The 17926-nt window shown below is 75.3% G+C and carries 18 protein-coding genes; 7 read left to right on the top strand and 11 right to left on the bottom strand.

The genetic code is table 11. The features are described 5' to 3' along the window. Positions 1-69: 69 nt before the first annotated feature. Complete coding sequence (locus ACZ3YL_RS04725) at positions 70-393, bottom strand: plasmid stabilization protein (RefSeq protein ID WP_465655401.1); 324 nt, start codon at positions 391-393, stop codon at positions 70-72. 271 nt (positions 394-664) lie between these two features. Between ACZ3YL_RS04725 and ACZ3YL_RS04720 the strand changes: the two genes are divergently transcribed. Beyond that, positions 665-1570 (top strand): SigB/SigF/SigG family RNA polymerase sigma factor, encoded by a 906-nt coding sequence (locus ACZ3YL_RS04720; RefSeq protein WP_317621035.1) that lies wholly within the window; start codon positions 665-667, stop codon positions 1568-1570. Positions 1571-1672: 102 nt separating this feature from the next. Here the strand turns inward: ACZ3YL_RS04720 and ACZ3YL_RS04715 are convergent, their stop codons facing one another. The 6 genes from ACZ3YL_RS04715 to ACZ3YL_RS04690 all read right to left on the bottom strand — a co-directional run bounded on the left by ACZ3YL_RS04715 (position 1673) and on the right by ACZ3YL_RS04690 (position 8746). Next, positions 1673-2818, bottom strand: a complete 1146-nt coding sequence (locus ACZ3YL_RS04715) for an FAD-dependent oxidoreductase (protein WP_465655399.1) — start codon at positions 2816-2818, stop codon at positions 1673-1675. Positions 2819-3217: 399 nt separating this feature from the next. Further along, complete coding sequence (locus ACZ3YL_RS04710) at positions 3218-3856, bottom strand: endonuclease (protein WP_465655397.1); 639 nt, start codon at positions 3854-3856, stop codon at positions 3218-3220. A gap of 294 nt (positions 3857-4150) precedes the next feature. Next, the gene (locus ACZ3YL_RS04705) at positions 4151-5038 is read right to left on the bottom strand and encodes a Rieske (2Fe-2S) protein (RefSeq protein WP_465655395.1); all 888 of its coding nucleotides are present in this window, start codon (positions 5036-5038) and stop codon (positions 4151-4153) included. Positions 5039-5176: 138 nt separating this feature from the next. After that, positions 5177-6310, bottom strand: coding sequence for a hypothetical protein (locus ACZ3YL_RS04700; RefSeq protein ID WP_465655393.1), 1134 nt, complete (start codon positions 6308-6310; stop codon positions 5177-5179). A 59-nt stretch (positions 6311-6369) separates the two neighbouring features. Then, entirely contained in the window at positions 6370-7998 is a 1629-nt protein-coding gene (locus ACZ3YL_RS04695; protein ID WP_465655391.1) for a M48 family metallopeptidase, read from the bottom strand. Positions 7999-8521: 523 nt separating this feature from the next. Then, positions 8522-8746: a hypothetical protein gene (locus ACZ3YL_RS04690; protein WP_188307131.1), complete on the bottom strand. Its 225-nt coding sequence runs from the start codon at positions 8744-8746 to the stop codon at positions 8522-8524. A 160-nt stretch (positions 8747-8906) separates the two neighbouring features. Here ACZ3YL_RS04690 and ACZ3YL_RS04685 point away from each other — a divergent pair, with 160 nt between their 5' ends. The 5 genes from ACZ3YL_RS04685 (at position 8907) to ACZ3YL_RS04665 (ending at position 11487) form a co-directional block, all read left to right on the top strand. Then, positions 8907-9365: an SRPBCC family protein gene (locus tag ACZ3YL_RS04685; RefSeq protein WP_188307130.1), complete on the top strand. Its 459-nt coding sequence runs from the start codon at positions 8907-8909 to the stop codon at positions 9363-9365. Positions 9366-9495: 130 nt separating this feature from the next. Beyond that, complete coding sequence (locus ACZ3YL_RS04680) at positions 9496-9921, top strand: hypothetical protein (RefSeq protein ID WP_465655389.1); 426 nt, start codon at positions 9496-9498, stop codon at positions 9919-9921. 28 nt (positions 9922-9949) lie between these two features. Continuing rightward, complete coding sequence (locus ACZ3YL_RS04675; protein WP_188307128.1) at positions 9950-10162, top strand: DUF6296 family protein; 213 nt, start codon at positions 9950-9952, stop codon at positions 10160-10162. A 214-nt stretch (positions 10163-10376) separates the two neighbouring features. Further along, positions 10377-10943: a DJ-1/PfpI/YhbO family deglycase/protease gene (locus ACZ3YL_RS04670; RefSeq protein WP_465655387.1), complete on the top strand. Its 567-nt coding sequence runs from the start codon at positions 10377-10379 to the stop codon at positions 10941-10943. 256 nt (positions 10944-11199) lie between these two features. Continuing rightward, positions 11200-11487 (top strand): helix-turn-helix transcriptional regulator, encoded by a 288-nt coding sequence (locus ACZ3YL_RS04665; protein WP_188307126.1) that lies wholly within the window; start codon positions 11200-11202, stop codon positions 11485-11487. A gap of 30 nt (positions 11488-11517) precedes the next feature. Here ACZ3YL_RS04665 and ACZ3YL_RS04660 read toward each other — a convergent pair whose 3' ends face one another. Continuing rightward, a complete protein-coding gene (locus ACZ3YL_RS04660; RefSeq protein WP_465655386.1) occupies positions 11518-11685 on the bottom strand; it encodes a hydrophobic protein in 168 nt (55 codons plus the stop codon). Between the two features lie 135 nt (positions 11686-11820). Here ACZ3YL_RS04660 and ACZ3YL_RS04655 point away from each other — a divergent pair, with 135 nt between their 5' ends. Further along, the gene (locus ACZ3YL_RS04655) at positions 11821-12852 is read left to right on the top strand and encodes a homoserine dehydrogenase (RefSeq protein WP_465655384.1); all 1032 of its coding nucleotides are present in this window, start codon (positions 11821-11823) and stop codon (positions 12850-12852) included. A gap of 116 nt (positions 12853-12968) precedes the next feature. Here ACZ3YL_RS04655 and ACZ3YL_RS04650 read toward each other — a convergent pair whose 3' ends face one another. The 3 genes from ACZ3YL_RS04650 to ACZ3YL_RS04640 all read right to left on the bottom strand — a co-directional run bounded on the left by ACZ3YL_RS04650 (position 12969) and on the right by ACZ3YL_RS04640 (position 17827). Then, positions 12969-14591: an FAD-binding oxidoreductase gene (locus ACZ3YL_RS04650; RefSeq protein ID WP_465655382.1), complete on the bottom strand. Its 1623-nt coding sequence runs from the start codon at positions 14589-14591 to the stop codon at positions 12969-12971. 9 nt (positions 14592-14600) lie between these two features. Beyond that, positions 14601-16889 (bottom strand): alpha-N-acetylglucosaminidase, encoded by a 2289-nt coding sequence (locus ACZ3YL_RS04645; protein WP_465655380.1) that lies wholly within the window; start codon positions 16887-16889, stop codon positions 14601-14603. An 89-nt stretch (positions 16890-16978) separates the two neighbouring features. Then, positions 16979-17827: a helix-turn-helix transcriptional regulator gene (locus ACZ3YL_RS04640; RefSeq protein ID WP_188307593.1), complete on the bottom strand. Its 849-nt coding sequence runs from the start codon at positions 17825-17827 to the stop codon at positions 16979-16981. Between the last annotated feature and the right edge of the window lie 99 nt (positions 17828-17926).

The raw sequence follows: 17926 nt of genomic DNA, 5'->3' as shown, positions 1-17926 counted from the left end.
GTGTCCGGATCGGGGGGCGTCGGAACGGTCATGGCGCACCTGCCTCGGCAGTCGGGTCGACGGGTGGGTTCAGCGGCCGAGCGCGTGGGCCAGTTCGCGTTTGTTCATCTTCGAACGGCCCTTGATGTTGCGGTGCTTGGCCTCGTTGTACAGCTGGTCGTAGGTCGGGCCCTGAGCGCCGCTGTGCGAGCGCAGCCCGCCGCGCCGGCTCGAGGACATGTCGTGGGTGGAGCTGCGGCTCCCGGTCTTGGACTCGCCGTGCCGGGCGCGTTCCTTGTTGACCGTCCGGGCGGCGATCTCCTCGGCCCGCTTCTCGCTCTCGCCCCGGTCGAGCGCGCTCTCCTTGATGTGCTCGTACTGGCGTTCCCGCTTGGGGCTGGATCCTCGGGGCATGGTTGCCCCTCCTCTCGTGGTCCGGGGCCTTGCGTGTCTGCGTGTACCCGGACGAATCGCAAGAAACCGGCCGAAACATGAATTCAATGTCGTATGTCGGGTAGACCATTCGTGCGACAGGTTCGCCGGACGAACGGTCGCCGGCACCCGAACGGGTGCCACCGGGACCTCCACCGTCGAATCCGGGCCGGGTCCCGGGGAAGAGCCCCCGACGCCACGGACGCGAGCCCGCAGGCGTCGCCGGGCGTCCGCCCGATGCCGAGGAGGACACGTGTCCACCCCTCCGGAAACAGTTCCCCGTGGTGGGTCCGAGACCATCACCCGCTCCGACCTGCCGACCAGACCCAGCAGGACCGAACTGCGCGCGATGGGCAAGACGGAGGCGCGCGAACTCAGCGACGCGCTGTTCGAGCGACTGTCCGCCCTCGAGCGCGAGAGCAGCGCCTACAGCTACGTCCGGGGCACGATCATCGAGCTGAACATGCCGCTGGTGCGATTCATCGCGGCCCGGTTCCGGCACCGTGCCGAGGACATGGACGACATCCTCCAGGTCGGCACGATCGGCCTGATCAAGGCCGTCGACGGCTACGACCGCAGTCGCGGGGTCGAGTTCGTCACCTACGCCATCCCCACCATCGCCGGCGAGATGAAGCGGTTCTTCCGGGACACCTCCTGGCCCGTGCGCGTCCCGCGCAGCATGCAGGAGCTGTACCTGACGGTGGCCCGCGGTTCGGACCGCCTGGAGCAGGAACTCGGCCGCCTCCCGCAGCCGGCCGAGATCGCCGAGGACCTCCATCTGAGCGTCGAGGAGGCCACCGAGGGCCTGGTGGCGGGCCGGGTCTACCGCCCCAGCTCGCTGGACGCCCTGCGCGACCAGGACACCGACGAGAGCGGCAGCGCCATGCTGGACCGCCTCGGCGGCTGCGACCCCGGCATCGAACTCGCCGACTTCCGTACCGCCGTACGCCCCCTGCTCGCCCACCTCCCCGAACGCGATCAGATCGTGATCAAGCTCCGCTTCTGGGACGGCTGCACCCAGTCCGAGATCGCCGCCCGGATCGGCGTCTCCCAGATGCACGTCTCCCGGCTGCTCACCGCCACCCTCGCCCGGCTGCGGGAACAGCTGGACGACCGCGACGCCCCCGGCTGGGCCGGGGAACCGGCCGAGGCCGACTGACCTGCTCCTCCTGGCCCCCGCAGCGGGTAGCCCGCGTCGCGGGGGCCGTCGCGTGAACGCGAAGGGCCCCTCGGCTGCGCGCCCGTCCCGACCCGGCCGGTCTCAGCGCGCGGGCGCGAACTCCGGCAGCCGGGCCAGGCTGTCGGCGACCGCGGCGAAGCCGCGGTCGAGCATCTGCAGTTCGTACTCCTCGACGGCGGCGGTCAGTTCGGCCTCGCCGCGGTGGACGGCGGTGAGCGAGCGGCAGAGCAGCTCGGCGTCGCGGAAGGCCGTGTTCGCGCCCTGGCCGGCGCTCGGCGGCATCGGGTGGATCGCGTCGCCGAGCAGGGTGACCGGCCCGGTGCCCCAGTGGGGTACGGGCTCGGCGTAGCGGATCGTCAGCGGGGAGCTGTTGCCCACGTCGGACTGCCGGACCAGCTCGACCAGGTCGGGGTGCCAGCCGTCGATCAGCGTGAGCAGCCGGTCCCGGACCCCCGTCCAGTCCGTCGGCTCGGGCGAGCCGGGCTCCCCGGTGAGCGGCGCTGGCAGCATCACCACCCAGCGCAGATAGCTTCCGGTGTCCGGCAGCCGGACCTCCGGTGCCAGCTCGGCCGCCGCCAGCCGCGGTGACCGGCGGAACTCCATCCGGCCGATCAGCAGGCTCACCCCGGCGCCCCGCACCAGCGTGCCGGCGCCCGGCACCAGGGCGGCGAGGCGCTCGGTCATCGGGGTGCGCCCGAGCAGCGAGTCGCCGGGCAGGGCGACGACCCCGGCCCCGGGCAGCAGCTGCCGGCGTACCGCCGAGCCCACGCCGTCCGCGCCCACCAGGAGGTCGCCCAGCACCGTGCCGCCGTCCGAGAGCCGTGCCGCCACCCGGCCGTCCGCCCGCTCCTCGTACCCGACCACAGCGCGGCCGAACTCCACCCGGTCCTCCAGCCCGGCGAGCAGCAGCTGCCGCAGCACATGGCGGTCGGCGGCGGTGCCGCCGTCGGTCGGGCCGAGTCGGCGGAGTTCGTTCAACTGCTCGTCCACCAACCGCCGTTCACCCGCGAGCGGGCCGGTCACGGCCTCCAGCAGCCCGTGCAGCCGGGGCGGCAGACAGTGGCGCAGCGCGTCCAGCCCGGGCGCGTCCAGCCCGATCCGGAAGCCCTGGTAGCGGCTGTCCGCAGCGTCCTCCCGCTCGAAGACCCGGACATCGACCCCGGCCCGCACCAGCCCCTGCGCCAGGCACAGCCCGCCGATCCCGGCGCCGGCCACCAACACCTTCATGCTGACGTTCCCCGTCTCTCGTCGTTCCCGTCGAACGCCCGCCGCGCGCGGGGCGCGAACTCCTGCCGACGGGCGTCCGGTTGATGCGTGATCAGTTTCACCGAGCGCGGCGCCCGAGGGACAGGCCACTCCGTCACCGATCGGACCTGACAGCTGTCACACGCGGGCGCCCTGGCAGGGGGCACGGCGGCGACCGCTGGTCGGCGAGGAGGTCCCGAAGTGGTCACGGACTCGCCACACCGCCCACACCGAACCACCCGCGCCGATACGTTGCCCGCACTGCCCGCACCACGTCCCAGGGGGACCATGCGGGTCACCGGCGTCACCCGCTTCCCGGCGCCCTGACCCCGACGGCCGGAACGCCCCCGCCCGGCGCGCGAGCGTTCCGGCCGGTGCCGCTCAGCCGGCCCGAAGCCGCGCCGACGCCCCCTTCGACAGACTGACCCGGACGAGCGCGGTGGCCAGCCGGGCGTACTCCTCCGGCGGGACCAGCCCGGCGAGGCCGTGGGCCGTGTGCGGCAGCCCGAGTTCCGCCGCCGCCCGGCACGCCCGCTCGTCGAAGGACGGGCGCAGCCACGGCCACACCGCCTGGACCTCCCGGCAGAAGATGCCCGCGCCGACCGGGCCGATCCGTGGGACCTCCCGCAGCAGCTCCCGCAGGGCGGCGGGGTCGCGGCCGGCCTCGTCCGGCAGTCGGCGCAGGTCGCCGTGCCAGCGGTCGAGCACCAGCCGGGCGCCCTCGCCGAGCGCGGTCGCGGTGCTCTCGTCGTACCGGACGTAGTGGGCCCGCCCCAGCGCGTCCACCCGGTCCTGCCACCCGGAGCCGGCCATCGCGCGCGGCGTGCGCCACCCGGCGGCGGACAGCTCCCGGGCGGCCCGGACGGCCGTCCCGGCGTTGATCCGGATCGAGCAGAGGACGGTCAGGACCAGCAGCCGGTACAGCGGCGAGGGCTTGTCCCGCAGCGTGATGCCCGCTTCCTCGGCGTACGTCCGGCCGTACTCGGCGAGCAGCCGGGCCGTGATCGTGTCGACCGTCATCGCAGCGTCACCTCCGTCCTCGTTCCACTCTGCCGGGACCGTCGGGCTCGGGCTCGCCGGGCCAGGTCGGCTCGACGGACGGCGCGGGCAGCGCTCCGCCGGGGCGCCGCGCCGCCCGAGGTGCCGGCGTGCAGGTCGATCCGCAGCCGGGTGCCGGGTGGGCCCCGCTGGTGTACCGCGCCCGCCGGAGCAGGATCGGCAGGTGCGGCTCCACCGCGTGCGGGTGGGGCAGGCACCGGGCGCCACCGGCCCTGCCCCGGCCCGGCCCGGTGAAACACCGCAGGTGACGGCCGGTCAGCCGGCTCCCGGCAGCCGGACCTCCAGGTGCCCGGAGAGTATCCGGGTTTCCAGGACGGGCTGGGGCGCGGTGGCGGGGCCGGCGGCCACCTCGCCGTCGCGCAGCCGGAACTCGCTGCCGTGCCACGGGCAGCGCAGGCAGCCGTCGACGACGGTGCCCTCCGAGAGCGGGCCGGAGAGGTGGGCGCAGCGCTCCGCGAGCACGTGGCAGCGCTCGCCGTCGCGGACCACGACGACGGCGAGCTCTCCCGCCGTGCGGCGGACCGGCTGGCCGACGGGGAAGTCCTCGACCCGGCCGAGCGTGGTCCATTCCGGGGGCGCCAGCCGGGGTACCGCGGCGGCCCGGTCGGGCCCGGCCGCCTGCCGGTAGGACAGGTGCCCGCCGAGCGCCGCGCCGCCCGACACGGCGACCAGCCCGGCGAGGCCGAGCAGCCGGCCGCGCGCGCGGCGCCCGCGGCAACGGGCCAGCAGCGAGGCGCTGTACAGCAGCACGCCCCCGGTGTTGGTGACCGCGTGCACCAGTCCGGTGCGGCGCCGCGGCGGGTCGAGCCGGGCCCAGTCCACCCAACCCGCGAGCGCGGCCGGACCTGCCGCCAGCAGGCCCGCCGTCACCAGGACATCGGCTGAGCGGTGCTGGCCGGGTGGGAGGTCGAGCAGAGCGGCCGACATCCAGCAGCCCATGGGCAGCTGGACCAGCGCCGGGTGGAGCGGGTGGCCCAACCACACCCCGTGCAGGGCGTCCCGGTACCGGCCCAGCGGCAGGGCCTCGACCGCGTCGGCGAGCGGCCGGGCCGGGGTGTCCAGGACGTTCCAGTGCGCCGGTGCCTCCAGGGCGCGGCGCAGCCGACGGGACCAACGGCGGGTGTGCAGAGCTGAGGTGTTCATACCGGGCGGCTAGCCGAACCCGGCCCGGTCAAACCCGCCGGCCCCGGCGGGCGCGCCCGGGCGTCCCGCCGTCGGCGGGAAACGCCGGTGGCCTCCGCCCCCGCGAGCGGGAGGGGAGGCCACCGGGCGTCTGCGTGGTCAGGCCTTCGTCCGGGCCTGCGCGACCGCGCCCTGGACGGCGGCGATCCGCAGGTCGATGAAGGCCTGGCGGGGGTCGTTGAAGTTGGTGAACGGCTGCGGGAGGAAGTGGCCGAGTGCCTGGAACTGCTCCAGCGCCTCGGTGGGGCGTCCGGCGCGGGTGAGGGCGTACGCGAGCCAGCCGCGGGCGTACCGGATCCGGGGGTGGCCGGGGTCGGCGGCGGCGAGGTCGGCGAGGGCGGTGTCCAGGGCGGCGCCGACCTCGGGCCGCTCCCAGGCGGTGAGCTTCTCGCGGTCCTGGGCGAACTGCTCCCAGTACGCCTCCAGCTTGAAAGGCGTGAGCAGGCTGCCGGCCGGGGCGGCGGCGATCGCCTCGTCGATGAAGCCGTGCATCAGCTCGTGGCTGCCGTGCCACTTGTCGCACCAGTACTGCAGGGCGCGGGCGTGCGCCGACCAGTGGTGGGGGTCGCGCTTGACCAGCTCGGCCCAGAGCCTGCGGAAGCGGTCGTTGGGCCAGTTGAGGCCCATCGCGATGGAGGTCTGGACCACCCATGGGTTGGGGTCGTCGTCAGGGGCGAGCGCGGCGGCCGCGACGGCGGCCTGCTCGGCCTCCAGCAGGACCCGGCGGAAGCTCTCGAACTGTTCGCGGGTGACCTGGTTGGCCCGGGCGCTGGTACGGATGTTCCAGGCCAGGTAGACCAGGGCGTCGGCGTGCAGCAGTGCGGCCGTCGGGTCCTGCGGGTGCTCCGCGCGCCAGTCGCGCAGCCAGCCGTCGTCCTCGGCGGCCAGCCGGGCCAGCTCGCGCTGGCGCCGCCAGCGGAGGTCGGCGGTGGCGTCCGCGCTGAGGTAGGCGGCGGCGGGGCGCCAGTCGCCGGCCTTCGCGGCGGCGAGCGCGGCCGCCTCCTCGGGGCCGGGCTCGTCGTCCGGGACGAGTTCGCTGCCGGGGACGAGTCCGTGGTCGGCCGGGACGATGGTGTTCTTCGCCCGACCTTCCGCGGCGAGCCTGGCCTCGTGGTCGGCGATGGTGGCCTTGGCCCGCTCCAGCTGGGCCAGCTTGCGCTTGGCCAGCCTGGTCATGACGACCGGGAAGAGCAGGACCAGGCCGACGACGGCGAGCACGATGATGCCGATCAAAGGTGTTCCTTCCGTGGCGCGGCGGTCGGTCCGCCGGGCCGGTGAGCCGGCGGGGCCGGTCAGACCGCGGTGGCGGCGGGCGACGGGAGGCCGGCTGCGGCGAGCAGGGCCCGTAGCGGCGCGGTGTCCGGGGTGTCGCCGCAGGCGGCGTCGAGGGCCGCGTCGAAGCCGTCCTCGAAGCCGTCCGGCAGCCGGAGTTCGGTGGGCCCGGACCAGGAGAGCTCCCAGCCCGCCAGGCCGGCCTCGGCCAGGGCGACGACGGTGGCGTGCGCCAGTTCCTCGCGCAGCCTCGGGCGGGCGAACTCGCGGGCGGCCCGGCCGGTGGCGGCGGCGGCCTGGTCGCTCTTCGGCAGCCGGTCGGTGAACTCCCAGGCCCGGCCGGCGTCGATGCCGTCGAGCAGGCCGTGGGCGCTGGGCGGCAGGCCGAGGCCGGTCAGGGCCTGGCGGGCCGGGCCGGCCGCCTCGCGGGCGTGGGCCAGCATCGCCGCGCGGACCAGCTCGGGCCACTCCACCCGCTGCTTGCCGGCCGCCTCGGGGATCAGCGAGACGACCTCCAGCTGGGTGAGCACCCGCTCGGCCTCGCGCAGCAGGGCGAGCGCGGGCTCGGTGGTGCCGCTGCCGCGGCCGTCGTCGGGCAGCGCCTCGATCGCGGCGACCCGGAGGTGGATCGGCGGGTGCGAGTCGTACGGGTCGGGCTCCTCCTCGGGCAGTTCGAGGATGTGCTCGGCGAGTTCGGCCCGGCGCTTCGGGTCGCTCAGCAGGTGCTGCAGGCCGCCGTAGACCTGGCCGGGCAGCGGGAGCAGGCCGACGTCCCAGCCGATGGTGACGTAGCGGTTGAGGTAGAAGTTCTGCGCGGAGACCAGCGCCGGGATCCTGCGCAGCGCCGCGGCGGTGGCGTCCCGGCCCGCCAGCTGGGCGGCGACCTGGTCGGCGGCGTACTCCTGGCGGCGGCCGACGGCCTCGGAGACCCGGAAGTAGAGCTTGGCGTAGAGGGTGAACAGCCCGGCCAGGAAGCGGTCGATGCCGCCGCCGGCCTGCTCGCCGGAGGGCTTGCGGCCCTTGGCCAGCCGCTTCTCGGCCTTGGCGGCGAGCTTGGCGGCCTCCTCGACCTCGTGCTGGTCGGCGCGCTGGTGCAGCCCGCCGACGGTGTGCAGGAGGGCGCGCCGGCCGGCGACGGTGACGGCGGCCAGCCGGACGTCCCGGTTGCTGTAGTGGCCGAACTCGTGCGCCAGTACGGACTCCAGCTCACCCTCGCTGAGGCCGATCAGCAGCGGGGCGCCGATCACCAGGTGGCGCTTGCCGGGGATCAGGCCGAGCAGCCTGGTCTCCTCCAGGACGCCCGCGTTGACCTCGGGCACGAGCCGGATCTCGGCCGGGCCGCGGACGCCCGTCCGCTCGGCGATCCGGTCGACCAGGGCCCAGACGGCGGGCTGGTGCTCCCGCGTGAGCAGCACACCGGGCAGGTCGCCGTCGTCCTTGCGGCGGCGGGTCAGGAACACGACCCGGACGACGGGGTAGCCGACCATGGCGGTCAGCCCCCAGATCTTGATCAGCCCGGGGCGGAACTCGCCCGAGGCCTGGTACAGGGCGATGTCGAGGGCCAGCAGGCCCGCGAGGATGCCGAGGGCGAGCAGGTAGAAGCCGGCGAGCAGGGCCACGGCTGTGACGGCTCTGGCTGATGTGCTCATGGCAGTGGAACGCCGGGGCGCGCCCATGCGATGGTCCTCCCCCTGGGCGCGACGGCAGGGCGGCGCGCGGTCTTTGCATGGTGAACGGGTGTACGACGAGTGAGGATCGTAGCGGTCGCCGAACCGTCCTCGCACCGCGGTTTCCGCCCACGGGAACCCGCTCCCACCTGCGGGTTCGTCATTGCTTCCGATTCGTGCGGGCTTGCGGGGATTCATTGCCCGGGATCGGCCCGATCAGCCGAGAGTAACGATTCGGCACACCCGGTCCGCGAAGACGGCCGGTCTCCCGCGGATCGCGCCGTCCACGGCGCCGGCCGGCCCGGGCGGACGCCGACCCGCTGGACCGCCGGCGCGCCATGGGACTGGCCATCGGCAGTACGGCGGAGCGGTTCGGCGTGACCCCGCACGCCGCCCTGACCGCCGCTCACCGGCCGGCAGGGCGACCGGCCCCGGCCTCGACACCGTGGTCCGCGGACGGCCGGTGGCAGTGGGGGCCACGCCGGTCCGAGGCGCCCTCCGGGGGTCAGCGGCCGGTGGCCGCGAGCGCCTCACGGACGGTCACCAGGCACGGGTCGCAGTACCGGTCGGGCACCTCCGCGCCGGCACCGTCGCCCGCCGGGACCACACGCTGGGACGGTTCGAGGAACCGCCCGCACAGCGACGCCGTCGCGTCGTCCTTCGCCACCACGTGCCACACCACGGCGGGCGGTGACACCGCCGGGTCGTGCTCGGCCCACATCTCGTACACGGGGACCTCCGGGGTCTCGGGACTCGGTCACCCCATGCAAACCCGGGACACCCCGGTCGGCCACCGGGCCGGACCCGGTGGGATGGTTACGCCGCCCAGGGGCGGGCAGACGCGTGGTCGGCCGGGACGGGCCCGGCCGCACTCGCGAGGAGGCTCGAGGATGAGCATGGTGAAGGAGTCCGTGGACGTCGCCGTCCCGCTGCACACGGCCTACAACCAGTGGACGCAGTTCGAGGAGTTCCCCCGCTTCATGGAGGGCGTCGACGCGGTGACGCAGCTGGACGACCGCCACAACCACTGGCGGACCAGCATCGGCGGGGTCAGCCGGGAGTTCGACACCGAGATCGTCGACCAGCAGCCGGACGAGCGGATCGCCTGGCGGACCAGGGACGGCGAGGTGGACCAGAAGGGCGTCGTGACCTTCCAGCGGCTCGACGACCGGCACACCCGGGTCAACATGGCCATCGACTTCCGGCCCGAGGGCATGGCCGAGAAGGCCGGTGACGTGATGGGCGTGGTCGACCGGCGGGTGAAGGGGGACTTGAAGCGCTTCAAGGAGTTCATCGAGGAGCGCGGCCGGGAAGAGGGCGGCTGGCGTGGCCGGATCAGCCCGGGCTGACCGCATCCGCGGGTCAGGCTCCGTTCCTCCGGGAACGGAGCCGCACCCGCGCGTCGGCGGCGTGAGCCGGCCGGCCCGTCGTGGCCCGCACCGGCGGGTTTGCCCCGGCGGTGCGGGGTAGGCGCGCGGCATGGAGGACATCGGACACCCGGCGGACGGCCCGGCCGACGACGGCACGGAGGAGTTCGACCTGTGCGATCAGTGCGGCCAGGTCGTTCCCGTCCGGGAACTGCTCTGCGCGATGGTGCCGGACTCCTCCGCGCTGCACCCGAGCGACCCGGAGCTGGACGGCAGTCGGGTGCTCACCGCCTGCGGCGTGGAGCACCTGGCCGAGTTGGTCGGGCAGTACCGCCGTCGCCCCTTCGTCCCCGAGGAGCAGTGGGCGGGCAAGATCTGCCGGGCCCTCGCCGGGCAGGACGATCCCGTCCCGCTCAGCCTGGTCGCCCGGCTGAGCGGCCTGTCCGTGGAGCAGGCGACGCGGGGCGTGGAGTGGCACAACGCCCGTGCCCGCGCCTGGCGGGCCCGCTACGGCGGCCCGGCCGAGGGCGAGCAGTGAACCGACCAGCCACGGAGGATGACGAACCATGAGGACCGCGAAACGCTACCGCCTGGTCGCCACCGACCCGTACCGGGAGTTCGTGCTCACCGCCACCGGGGCGATGGGCAGTTCGGGCACCGAGGTGTACGTGGACGAGTCCGGGGCGGTCCGGGTCGAGATCGACGCCGAGGGCGAGGTGCGGACCATCACCACCGCCGTCCCGCTGGGCCGCCCGGTCCGTGCGGAGCCGCTGGACTGACCGCCGTTCCGTCGCTCCGATGAGCCGTCGGCTGGTCCCGAGGTCGCGCCCGGAACCAGCCGGTGCGGTCCGGCGCGGTCCGGTGCAATCGGTCCGGTCCCGTCGGTCCGGTGCCACCGATCCGGGCATGACCGGGCGGAAGCCGGGTACCCGCCGGCACCCGGGGGCGCGGCCGACCGCGCCCGACGCCCGCTGACGCTGCCCAGGAGGAGCGATGACCCACCCCACCAAGGTCCTGGCGATCGTGACGAACTACGGCGTCGAACAGGACGAACTCCTCGTCCCGGTACGGCACCTGCGCGGGAGCGGCGGCCAGGTCGACATCGCGGCCCCGCACCGGGACGACATCCGGACCCTGGTCCACGACCGGGAGCCGGGCGAGACCGTGCGCCCGACCCACGCCCTCGACGAGATCGACCCCGCGGGGTACGACCTGCTGCTCATCCCCGGCGGCACCCTCAACGCGGACGCCCTGAGACTCCGCCTGGAGGCGGTGGCCATCCTGCTCGCCTTCACCACCTCGGGCCGGCCCGTCGCCGCCATCTGTCACGGCCCGTGGCTGCTGGCCGAGGCGGGCGTCGCCTACGGCAAGCGGCTCACCTCCTACCCGTCCCTGCGCACCGACCTCGCCAACGCCGGCGCGACCTGGGTGGACGAGCCACTGGTCGCCGACGACGCCAACGGCTGGCGGCTGCTCACCTCCCGCAACCCCGGGGACCTCGACGACTTCCTGCACGGCATCGACGCCGCCCTGAACGCCCGGGCGGGGAAGGCCGCCTGACCGTGTCGGCTCGTGGCGAAGGCCCGTACGACATCCGTATGGGCCTTCGCCACGAGCCGACACCGGGAAGGCGACTGCTCAGCCCGACGAGCGCGAACCCCGCCCCGCGCGGCGGCCCGTCGGCCGCCGGGTTCTCCTGGGTGCGCCACACTCCTGCGGGCTGCCACCGGCGCGGTCGGCAGACGGCACCGGGCGAGTGGATCGGATCGGATCCGCGGCCGCCGCAGGGGCAGGGCACCGGCCGTAGGCTGAGACCATGACCGAGCGGCGAGCGGGCCTGGGGTGGACCTTCCTCACGAACCACGCCCGCGTCCTGGTGCAGATCGCCCGCGACCCCGGCGTCAGGGTGCGGGACATCGCGGCCAGCTGCCTGCTCACCGAGCGGGCGGTGCAGCGGATCATCGCGGACCTCGAAGAGGCCGGGTACCTCACCCACGAGCGCCGGGGGCGGGTCAACCACTACCACGTGATCGCGGGCAAGCAGCTGCGCCATCCGGCGGACGCCGGGCCCACCCTCGCCGAGCTGCTCGCCGTGCTGCGTTGACGGCGGGCCACCCGCCGAGGCCGAGTACGGTCACCACCGGTACCACCTGTTGCCACCGCCGCGGCCGCCCGCAGTGAACACGAACCCGAGGATCCACACCACCAGGACGGCGAGCGCGATCCACCACAGGACGTGGATGGCGAAGCCCGCACCGCCGAGGATGATCGCCAACAGCAGGACGAGGACGAGGAGAAGCATCGGAATCGGCCCTCTCGTGAGGAACGGACGGTAGGGATCCGGCGTGTGCCCGCTGCGGCCCGGTCCATTCCCCGCCCGGGAGGCCGACTCCCGGCAACCCCGGGAGCCTGATAGCCCCCGGGGTATCCTCGCCGGATGCCTCCACCAGATGTCCGGACCGGTACCCCGCCCGTAGCGGCCGTCGTCCTGTCGGGCTACGGCCCCGTCGGCCGCGCCTACGCCGAGCGACTGCTGGCGCAGGGTGACGGGATCGCGCGCGAGTACGGTGTCCGGCCGGGGCTCGCGGCGGTGCGGGTCGGATCCGCACAGGTGGAGCCCGGTGACGGCGGGCCGGTCCCGCCGCGAGCGGAGTGGGGTCCGCTGACCTCCCTGGCGCGGACCCTCGACCGGACCGGCGCGCGGGTGCTCGTCCAGGCGCTGCCGTCCTCCCCGCAGGCGCGGCAGCAGGCCGCCGAGGAGGCCGTCCTGGCGCTGAGCCGAGGCGTCCACGTGGTCACCGCCACCAAGAGTCACCTGCTGAGCCACTGGAACGAACTCGCCGGGGCCGCGCGAGCGGGCGGCAGCCTGATCAGGATCTCCGGGGCCACCGGCGCCGCCCTCCCGGCGGCGGACCTGGCGCGCACCGGGGTGCGCGGCCTCGGCTGCCGGTCGATCCGGGCCTGCCCCAACGGGACGGCCACCTTCGTGCTCGACCGCCTGGCGGAGGGCGACTCCCTCGACCGGGCGGTCGGTGAGGCCCAGCGCCGTGGCATCGCCGAGGCCGACCCCTCGGCCGACCTCTCGGGCGGCGACGCGGCCACCAAGGTGCGGCTGCTCGCGGCCCTGCTGTGGGGCTGGGAGCCGTCCGCCGTGCGGGTCGGCACCGAGGCGGTGGACGCCGGGGCGGGCGAGGCGGCGCTTGCCGCGGCCGCCCGGGGGCGTCGGCTGCGGGCGGTGGCGAGCGCGAGCGCGGACCGGCCGCTGCTGGTCGAGGTCCGTCTGGAGCAGACCGCGCCGGGCGACCCGCTGTACGCGCTCACCGGCCCGGAGAAGGCGGTCGTCTACGGCTGCCCCGACGCCGGTGACATCACGGTCAGCGGCGGCCGGTCCAGCCCGCTCGGGGCGGCGCTGGCGATGCTGCGGGACACCCTCGACGTGACGGCGCCCCGCGCCCACGGCTTCGGCTGAGCCGAGCCTGCGTCGGGCCTGTGTCGGGCCTGAGCCGGGCCTGCGTCGGGCCTGAGCCGAGCCTGAGCCGGGCCTGCGTCGGGCCGGGCGTGCGTCGGGCCAGGACCGGGCCGGGACTAGGCCGGCGCGATGGCCTGGGGGAAGGCGAAGAGGCCGTCCGGATCGTAGCCGCGCTTCACCCGGCGAAGTCGGGCGAGGTTGCCGCCGTAGTACGCCTGGGTCCAGTCGGCCAGCCGCGGGTCCGGGTAGTTCTGGTACGCCTCACCGCTGGCGTACGGGCGCATGGTGCTCCAGACGTCCTGGAGCCAGGCCTGCGACTGGTCCACGCCCGGGCCCGAACCGGAGCCGGGGGAGGGGTAGTTGGCGATGTACTGGGCCGAGAACAGGGCGCCGCGGTGGACGAAGGCGGTGTCCCCGGGGGCGACCCGGTTGACCGCGCCGCCCAGGGCGTCGAGGGCGACCGAGGCACTCCCGCCCTGCGGCGCGGCCCGTGCGTACCGGTCGACGGCGGCCACCAGCGCCGCGATCCCGGCAGTGCCGATCGGCCTGGTGTAGAAGTCGGACCGGGCCGCGTACGAGGCCCTGGCCAGCCGGCCGTCGGGGTTCTGGCCGGGCAGACTGCCCGGAAGGTGGGCGGCCGCCTCGGACCAGCCGGCCACCCCGCCCATCTCCTTCATGGTGTCCAGGAACGGCGCGGTGTGGAGGGAGGCGGTGGCCGGAGCCACGGTCAGCCGGTCGACCAGGTCCGCGAGTTCGCTCTGCGGACCGAGCAGGTTGACGGTGCTGGTCAGGCGCAGCCGGCCGTCCGGCCAGGTGTCCAGGTGCAGGTTCGCCCAGAGCTGGTCCGGCGCGGCCGCCACCCAGGTCTGCCAGGCCGCGACCACCGCTCCGGCGGCGGACCACGGCCAGGAGAGGAAGCCGTACGCGCAGCTCACCGCCGGGTGGGTGCGGAAGGTGAAGGAGGTGACCACGCCGAAGTTGCCGCCGCCACCGCCGCGCAGCGCCCAGAACAGGTCGGCGTCGGTGCTCGCGTCCACCTGCCGGATCCGCCCCTCCGCCGTGACCACCTGGGCGCCGGTGAGGCTGTCGCAGGTCAGCCCGTACGCCCGGGAGGTGACGCCGATGCCGCCGCCCAGGGTCAGCCCCGCGACGCCCACGCTCGGGCAGGAGCCGGCCGGGACCGTGACACCATCGGCCGCCAGCCCCGCGTACACGTCGATCAGCCGCGCCCCGGCCCCGACCGTCGCCGCGCCGCCCGAGCCGCTGACCCCCGCCATCGACCCGAGGTCCAGGACCATCCCGCTGCCCGAGGACCAGCCCGCGTAGCTGTGCCCGCCGCTGCGCACCGCCACCGGGACGGCGTGGCCACGGGCGAAGGCCAGGCAGGTCGCGACGTCCTGGGCGGTGGCCGGATAGACGATCCCGGCGGGGTGGAGGCCGTCGAACTGCGGCTGGTAGAGCCGGCTCGCCTCCTGGTACCGGCCGTCCTGCGGGCCGATGACGGTGCCGCCGAGGTCCTTGGCCAGCGCGGCCCAGTCGGCCGGGCCGACTGGGGTGGGGCTCGCGGTGCCGGGCCGGGGCGAGGGCGATGGGGTGGCGGCCGACGGGGCCGGGGACGGTTGCCGCTCCGGTCCGCCGCAGGCCGCGAGCACCGCCGCCAACGGCGCGGCGGCGAGCCGCAGCACCCGCCGGCGGGGCATCCCCGCTGGGAGGTCCGGCGTCGGTTCGCTGTCACTCATGTCCACCCCTCACTCCGGGGGGCCGCCCTCCTGCACCGCCGCGGCCCGTGGCCCGACGGTACCCGCCGGCGCCGGCGCCGGGGCCGGGCCTGGGCCCGCCTCGGCCACGGGGTGGTGGGCGGCGACGGCGGCCGCGGCCTCGACCGGGTCGCCGACCGGTGCGGCCGGGTAGCGAGCCGTCGAGTGCGCCCAGGCGTCGTCCAGGGCGAAGAAGTCGACCGGAACCGGCCGGGTGCCGTGCACCAGGGCGTCGTCCAGGGAGGCGAAGTAGGCCGCCCAGCGCGGGGCGTAGAGGTCCGCGACCAGGCCGGACCACTCGCGGGCGGCGTAGTCGTGCAGTCCGCCGTCCTCCGCCTCGGCGCGGGTGCCGCCCCAGGTGGTGAGGATCGACCGGGCGTCGTACTGGAGCCGGTCCCGTTCGGCGGGGGTCGCGGCCCAGTCCGGCACCTGGGCGAGCCAGCCGCCGACCAGGAAGCGCGGGTCCGTCGCGGTCACCCGTTCCAGCTCGGCCTCGGCGCCGTTCCAGCGCTCCACCAGGGACCGGAAGCTGATCAAGTCCTGTGCGGTGTAGGATTTTTCGGTCAGCGGGAGCAGTCGACGGCTCTCGTCGGCCAGCACCTGCCGGGCGAGGTTGACGAGGTCGAACCGGTAGGCGTCGGTGCCGCGCCGCCCCGGCGCCGTCCGCAGCAGCCGGTCCAGGGCGCCGCGCACCGTGGCCGGGTCGAAGCGTGACCGCGGCGGCGACCAGGAGCCGGTGGTGGTGGCGGTCAGGGACGGGCGTGCCGTGAACAGCCCGTCCTGCGGTTCGCTCCAGCCGTCGGACGGCATGTCGTAGGGGCCGTCGCGCAGTTGCGCCCAGGCCGCTGCCGCGGCGGTGTCGGCCCCGCCGTAGCGGGCGGCCGCGTACGCCGTGAACCAGGCGCTCCGGTCGATCTCGACGGGGGACCAGGCGAGGTCGGCGAACAGCGCGAGCGCCGCCGGATCGGTGCCGGTGCCCTCGGGCATGAAGGCGATGCCGCTGAGCGCGCTGCCGGGCTCGGTGCGCCACCGGTGGAACCGCCGGGTCCAGACGCCGGTGTTGGCACCGAAGGTGGTCTTGCCGCCGAAGTTGGGGATCGTGCCGAAGGCGTACGGCGTGCCGCCCCAGTCGGCTTCGCGGTCCAGGCCGTCGGAGCGGTCGGACAGGCCGTCGACGATCAGCATCCGGCTCCGGTCCACCCCGGAGAGCAGGGCGGCCGTGGGGTTGTGCTCCCAGCCGAGGAGGGCCCAGACCGCGCCGGGGTGGGCGGTGAGCAGCGCGCGCTGGATCGCGCCGGCCGCGGCGGGGACGTCGACGCCGCCCGCGGTGCCGCCCTCGTGCAGCGGGTCCATCTTGTACAGCGCGCTGTCGCCGAAGGCCTCGCGCTGGGCGGCGTAGTAGGCCTCGGCGACGCGCGGGAACAGCGCGCCGGTCGGGTCGAGCCAGGAGTCCCGGTCGAACGCCGTCCAGGTGCCCTGGGGGACGACCGCGGCGCCTGGGTTGCGCCGGGCGAAGTCGGCCGGGACGGTGCCGAAGTAGCCCGGCAGGACCGGGGTCATGCCGAGGGCCCGCAGCTGGTCGCAGACCCGGCGGCCGAGGGCGGCGCGGGCGCCGACCAGCTGTTCCGAGACCGGTCCGCCGAAGCCGGACATGTTCTGCAGCAGCCACCACGGCTGGTGCGCGGGCGCCGGGGTCCAGGCACGCAGTTCGTCCGGGCCGTAGCCGAACCCCTGGAGCGCCCGGTGGTACGGCTGCTCGGCTCCGACGGTGACCAGCACCTCGTCGAAGCCGTGCAGGGCGAGCACGTCGATCTCGTGCTGGTAGTCGGCGAAGCCGCGGTAGGCGCCGGAGTAGCCGGCGTCGGTGTCGTTGAGCGCGTAGCGGTGCGGGACGACGGCGGAGCCGGTGTGGGCGGCGGGCACCGGCGGCAGCACGGCCGGGAGCGTCGCGGTGCTGTCGCCCGGGAGGCCGATGTCGGCGTGGGCGACGGTGCGCAGGTACCAGCCGACGCCGGCCAGCAGGGTGGCCGGGGAGGTGCCCCGCACCTGGATCGCGCCGGGCGGGCCGGAGACGGTGTAGCCGTCGCCGCCGTGCGCCGGCCGCGCCTCGGGCACCAGCTCGAACTGGGCGGCATGCCCCGGCAGCAGCCGTCCGAGCGCGGCCCGGGCCGGCCCGGGGTCGAACACCGCGGCGCCGGGCGCCGTCGGGGCGGCGGGTGCCGGGCCGACCGCCGTGGCGACGGCGGCGCACACCAGGAGCAGGGGGAGCAGTACGGGCATGCGACCGACGGTCGCATCCGTGCGCCGGCCCGGGCCCCTGGCTCGCGGGCCGTCACCCGGATGACCGCGCGGACCGGAACCGGGGCCGGTCAACGCCCCTCGACCGCCACCGCCTCCGCCACCGCCCGGCGGGTGGCCGGATCCGCCGGGTGGCGGACGACGAGGTGCAGGTCCGGGTCCTCGGCCGCGATCAGCTTGGCCTGACGGAAGGTCAGGAGCCCGAGCCGCGGGTGGTCGAAGCGCTTGAGCGCGGGGTTGAAGCCCGCCACGTCGTGGCGTTCCCAGCGGGCGCGGAAGCCGGGGTCGGCGGCCGAGACGTCCGCGACGATCTCGGCGAAGCGCGGGTCGCCGGGGTGGCGGTCGGCGGAGGCGCGGAACTGGGCCAGCACCGCCCAGGACTCCGCCTCCCAGTTCTTCAGGACGGTGCGCATCGGCGGCCAGCCGAAGTAGAGCCAGATCATGTTGCGCCGCTGGACGGGGAGTCGGTCGAGGCCGTCGTAGACGGCGGCCTCGCTCTCGTTGTGGGCGAGGATGTCCCAGTGCCGGTCCAGCAGGCAGGCCGGGGTGGGGCTGAGGGCAGCGACGGTGGCCCTCAGGTGGTCACCGACCGCGGGGCAGCCGTCGGCCGCCGGGCGCGGGGCCGAGTCGTTCTCGCCGGCCAGGTCGAAGACGTGGCGCCGCTCGGCCGAGGTGAGCCGCAGGGTGCCGGCCAGCGCGTCGAGGACCTGGGCGGACGCGGTGATCGGGCGCCCCTGCTCCAGCCAGGAGTACCAGGACACGCTCACCCCGGACAGCAGCGCCACCTCCTCGCGGCGCAGCCCGGGCGTCCGGCGCCGGGGGCCGCCGGTCAGGCCGACGTCCGCCGGGGTCAGGCGTTCCCGCCGGGAGCGCAGGAAGGCGCCGAGCGCGGTGCGGCGCTGTGTTTCACGATCGTTCATGGTGGGCCCAGGGTATGGTCCCGCGATCCGGCGGAGGGTGTTACTCCCACTACCAGGATGATCCGTCAGCGCCTGGTGGCGGGGGAGGTCCTGCGGCGG

It is taken from the genome of Kitasatospora sp. NPDC023176, from assembly GCF_055560495.1.
Note: the sequence above shows the minus strand (reverse complement) of the source record. Positions and strands in the feature narration are given on the sequence as shown.

Coding starts and splice junctions, on each gene's coding strand:
- ACZ3YL_RS04725 (WP_465655401.1), bottom strand. CDS start 393: ATGCCCCGAGGATCCAGCCCCAAGCGGGAACGCCAGTACGAGCACATC.
- ACZ3YL_RS04715 (WP_465655399.1), bottom strand. CDS start 2,818: ATGAAGGTGTTGGTGGCCGGCGCCGGGATCGGCGGGCTGTGCCTGGCG.
- ACZ3YL_RS04710 (WP_465655397.1), bottom strand. CDS start 3,856: ATGACGGTCGACACGATCACGGCCCGGCTGCTCGCCGAGTACGGCCGG.
- ACZ3YL_RS04705 (WP_465655395.1), bottom strand. CDS start 5,038: ATGAACACCTCAGCTCTGCACACCCGCCGTTGGTCCCGTCGGCTGCGC.
- ACZ3YL_RS04695 (WP_465655391.1), bottom strand. CDS start 7,998: ATGAGCACATCAGCCAGAGCCGTCACAGCCGTGGCCCTGCTCGCCGGC.
- ACZ3YL_RS04685 (WP_188307130.1), top strand. CDS start 8,907: ATGAGCATGGTGAAGGAGTCCGTGGACGTCGCCGTCCCGCTGCACACG.
- ACZ3YL_RS04680 (WP_465655389.1), top strand. CDS start 9,496: ATGGAGGACATCGGACACCCGGCGGACGGCCCGGCCGACGACGGCACG.
- ACZ3YL_RS04675 (WP_188307128.1), top strand. CDS start 9,950: ATGAGGACCGCGAAACGCTACCGCCTGGTCGCCACCGACCCGTACCGG.
- ACZ3YL_RS04670 (WP_465655387.1), top strand. CDS start 10,377: ATGACCCACCCCACCAAGGTCCTGGCGATCGTGACGAACTACGGCGTC.
- ACZ3YL_RS04665 (WP_188307126.1), top strand. CDS start 11,200: ATGACCGAGCGGCGAGCGGGCCTGGGGTGGACCTTCCTCACGAACCAC.
- ACZ3YL_RS04660 (WP_465655386.1), bottom strand. CDS start 11,685: ATGCTTCTCCTCGTCCTCGTCCTGCTGTTGGCGATCATCCTCGGCGGT.
- ACZ3YL_RS04655 (WP_465655384.1), top strand. CDS start 11,821: ATGCCTCCACCAGATGTCCGGACCGGTACCCCGCCCGTAGCGGCCGTC.
- ACZ3YL_RS04650 (WP_465655382.1), bottom strand. CDS start 14,591: ATGAGTGACAGCGAACCGACGCCGGACCTCCCAGCGGGGATGCCCCGC.
- ACZ3YL_RS04645 (WP_465655380.1), bottom strand. CDS start 16,889: ATGCCCGTACTGCTCCCCCTGCTCCTGGTGTGCGCCGCCGTCGCCACG.
- ACZ3YL_RS04640 (WP_188307593.1), bottom strand. CDS start 17,827: ATGAACGATCGTGAAACACAGCGCCGCACCGCGCTCGGCGCCTTCCTG.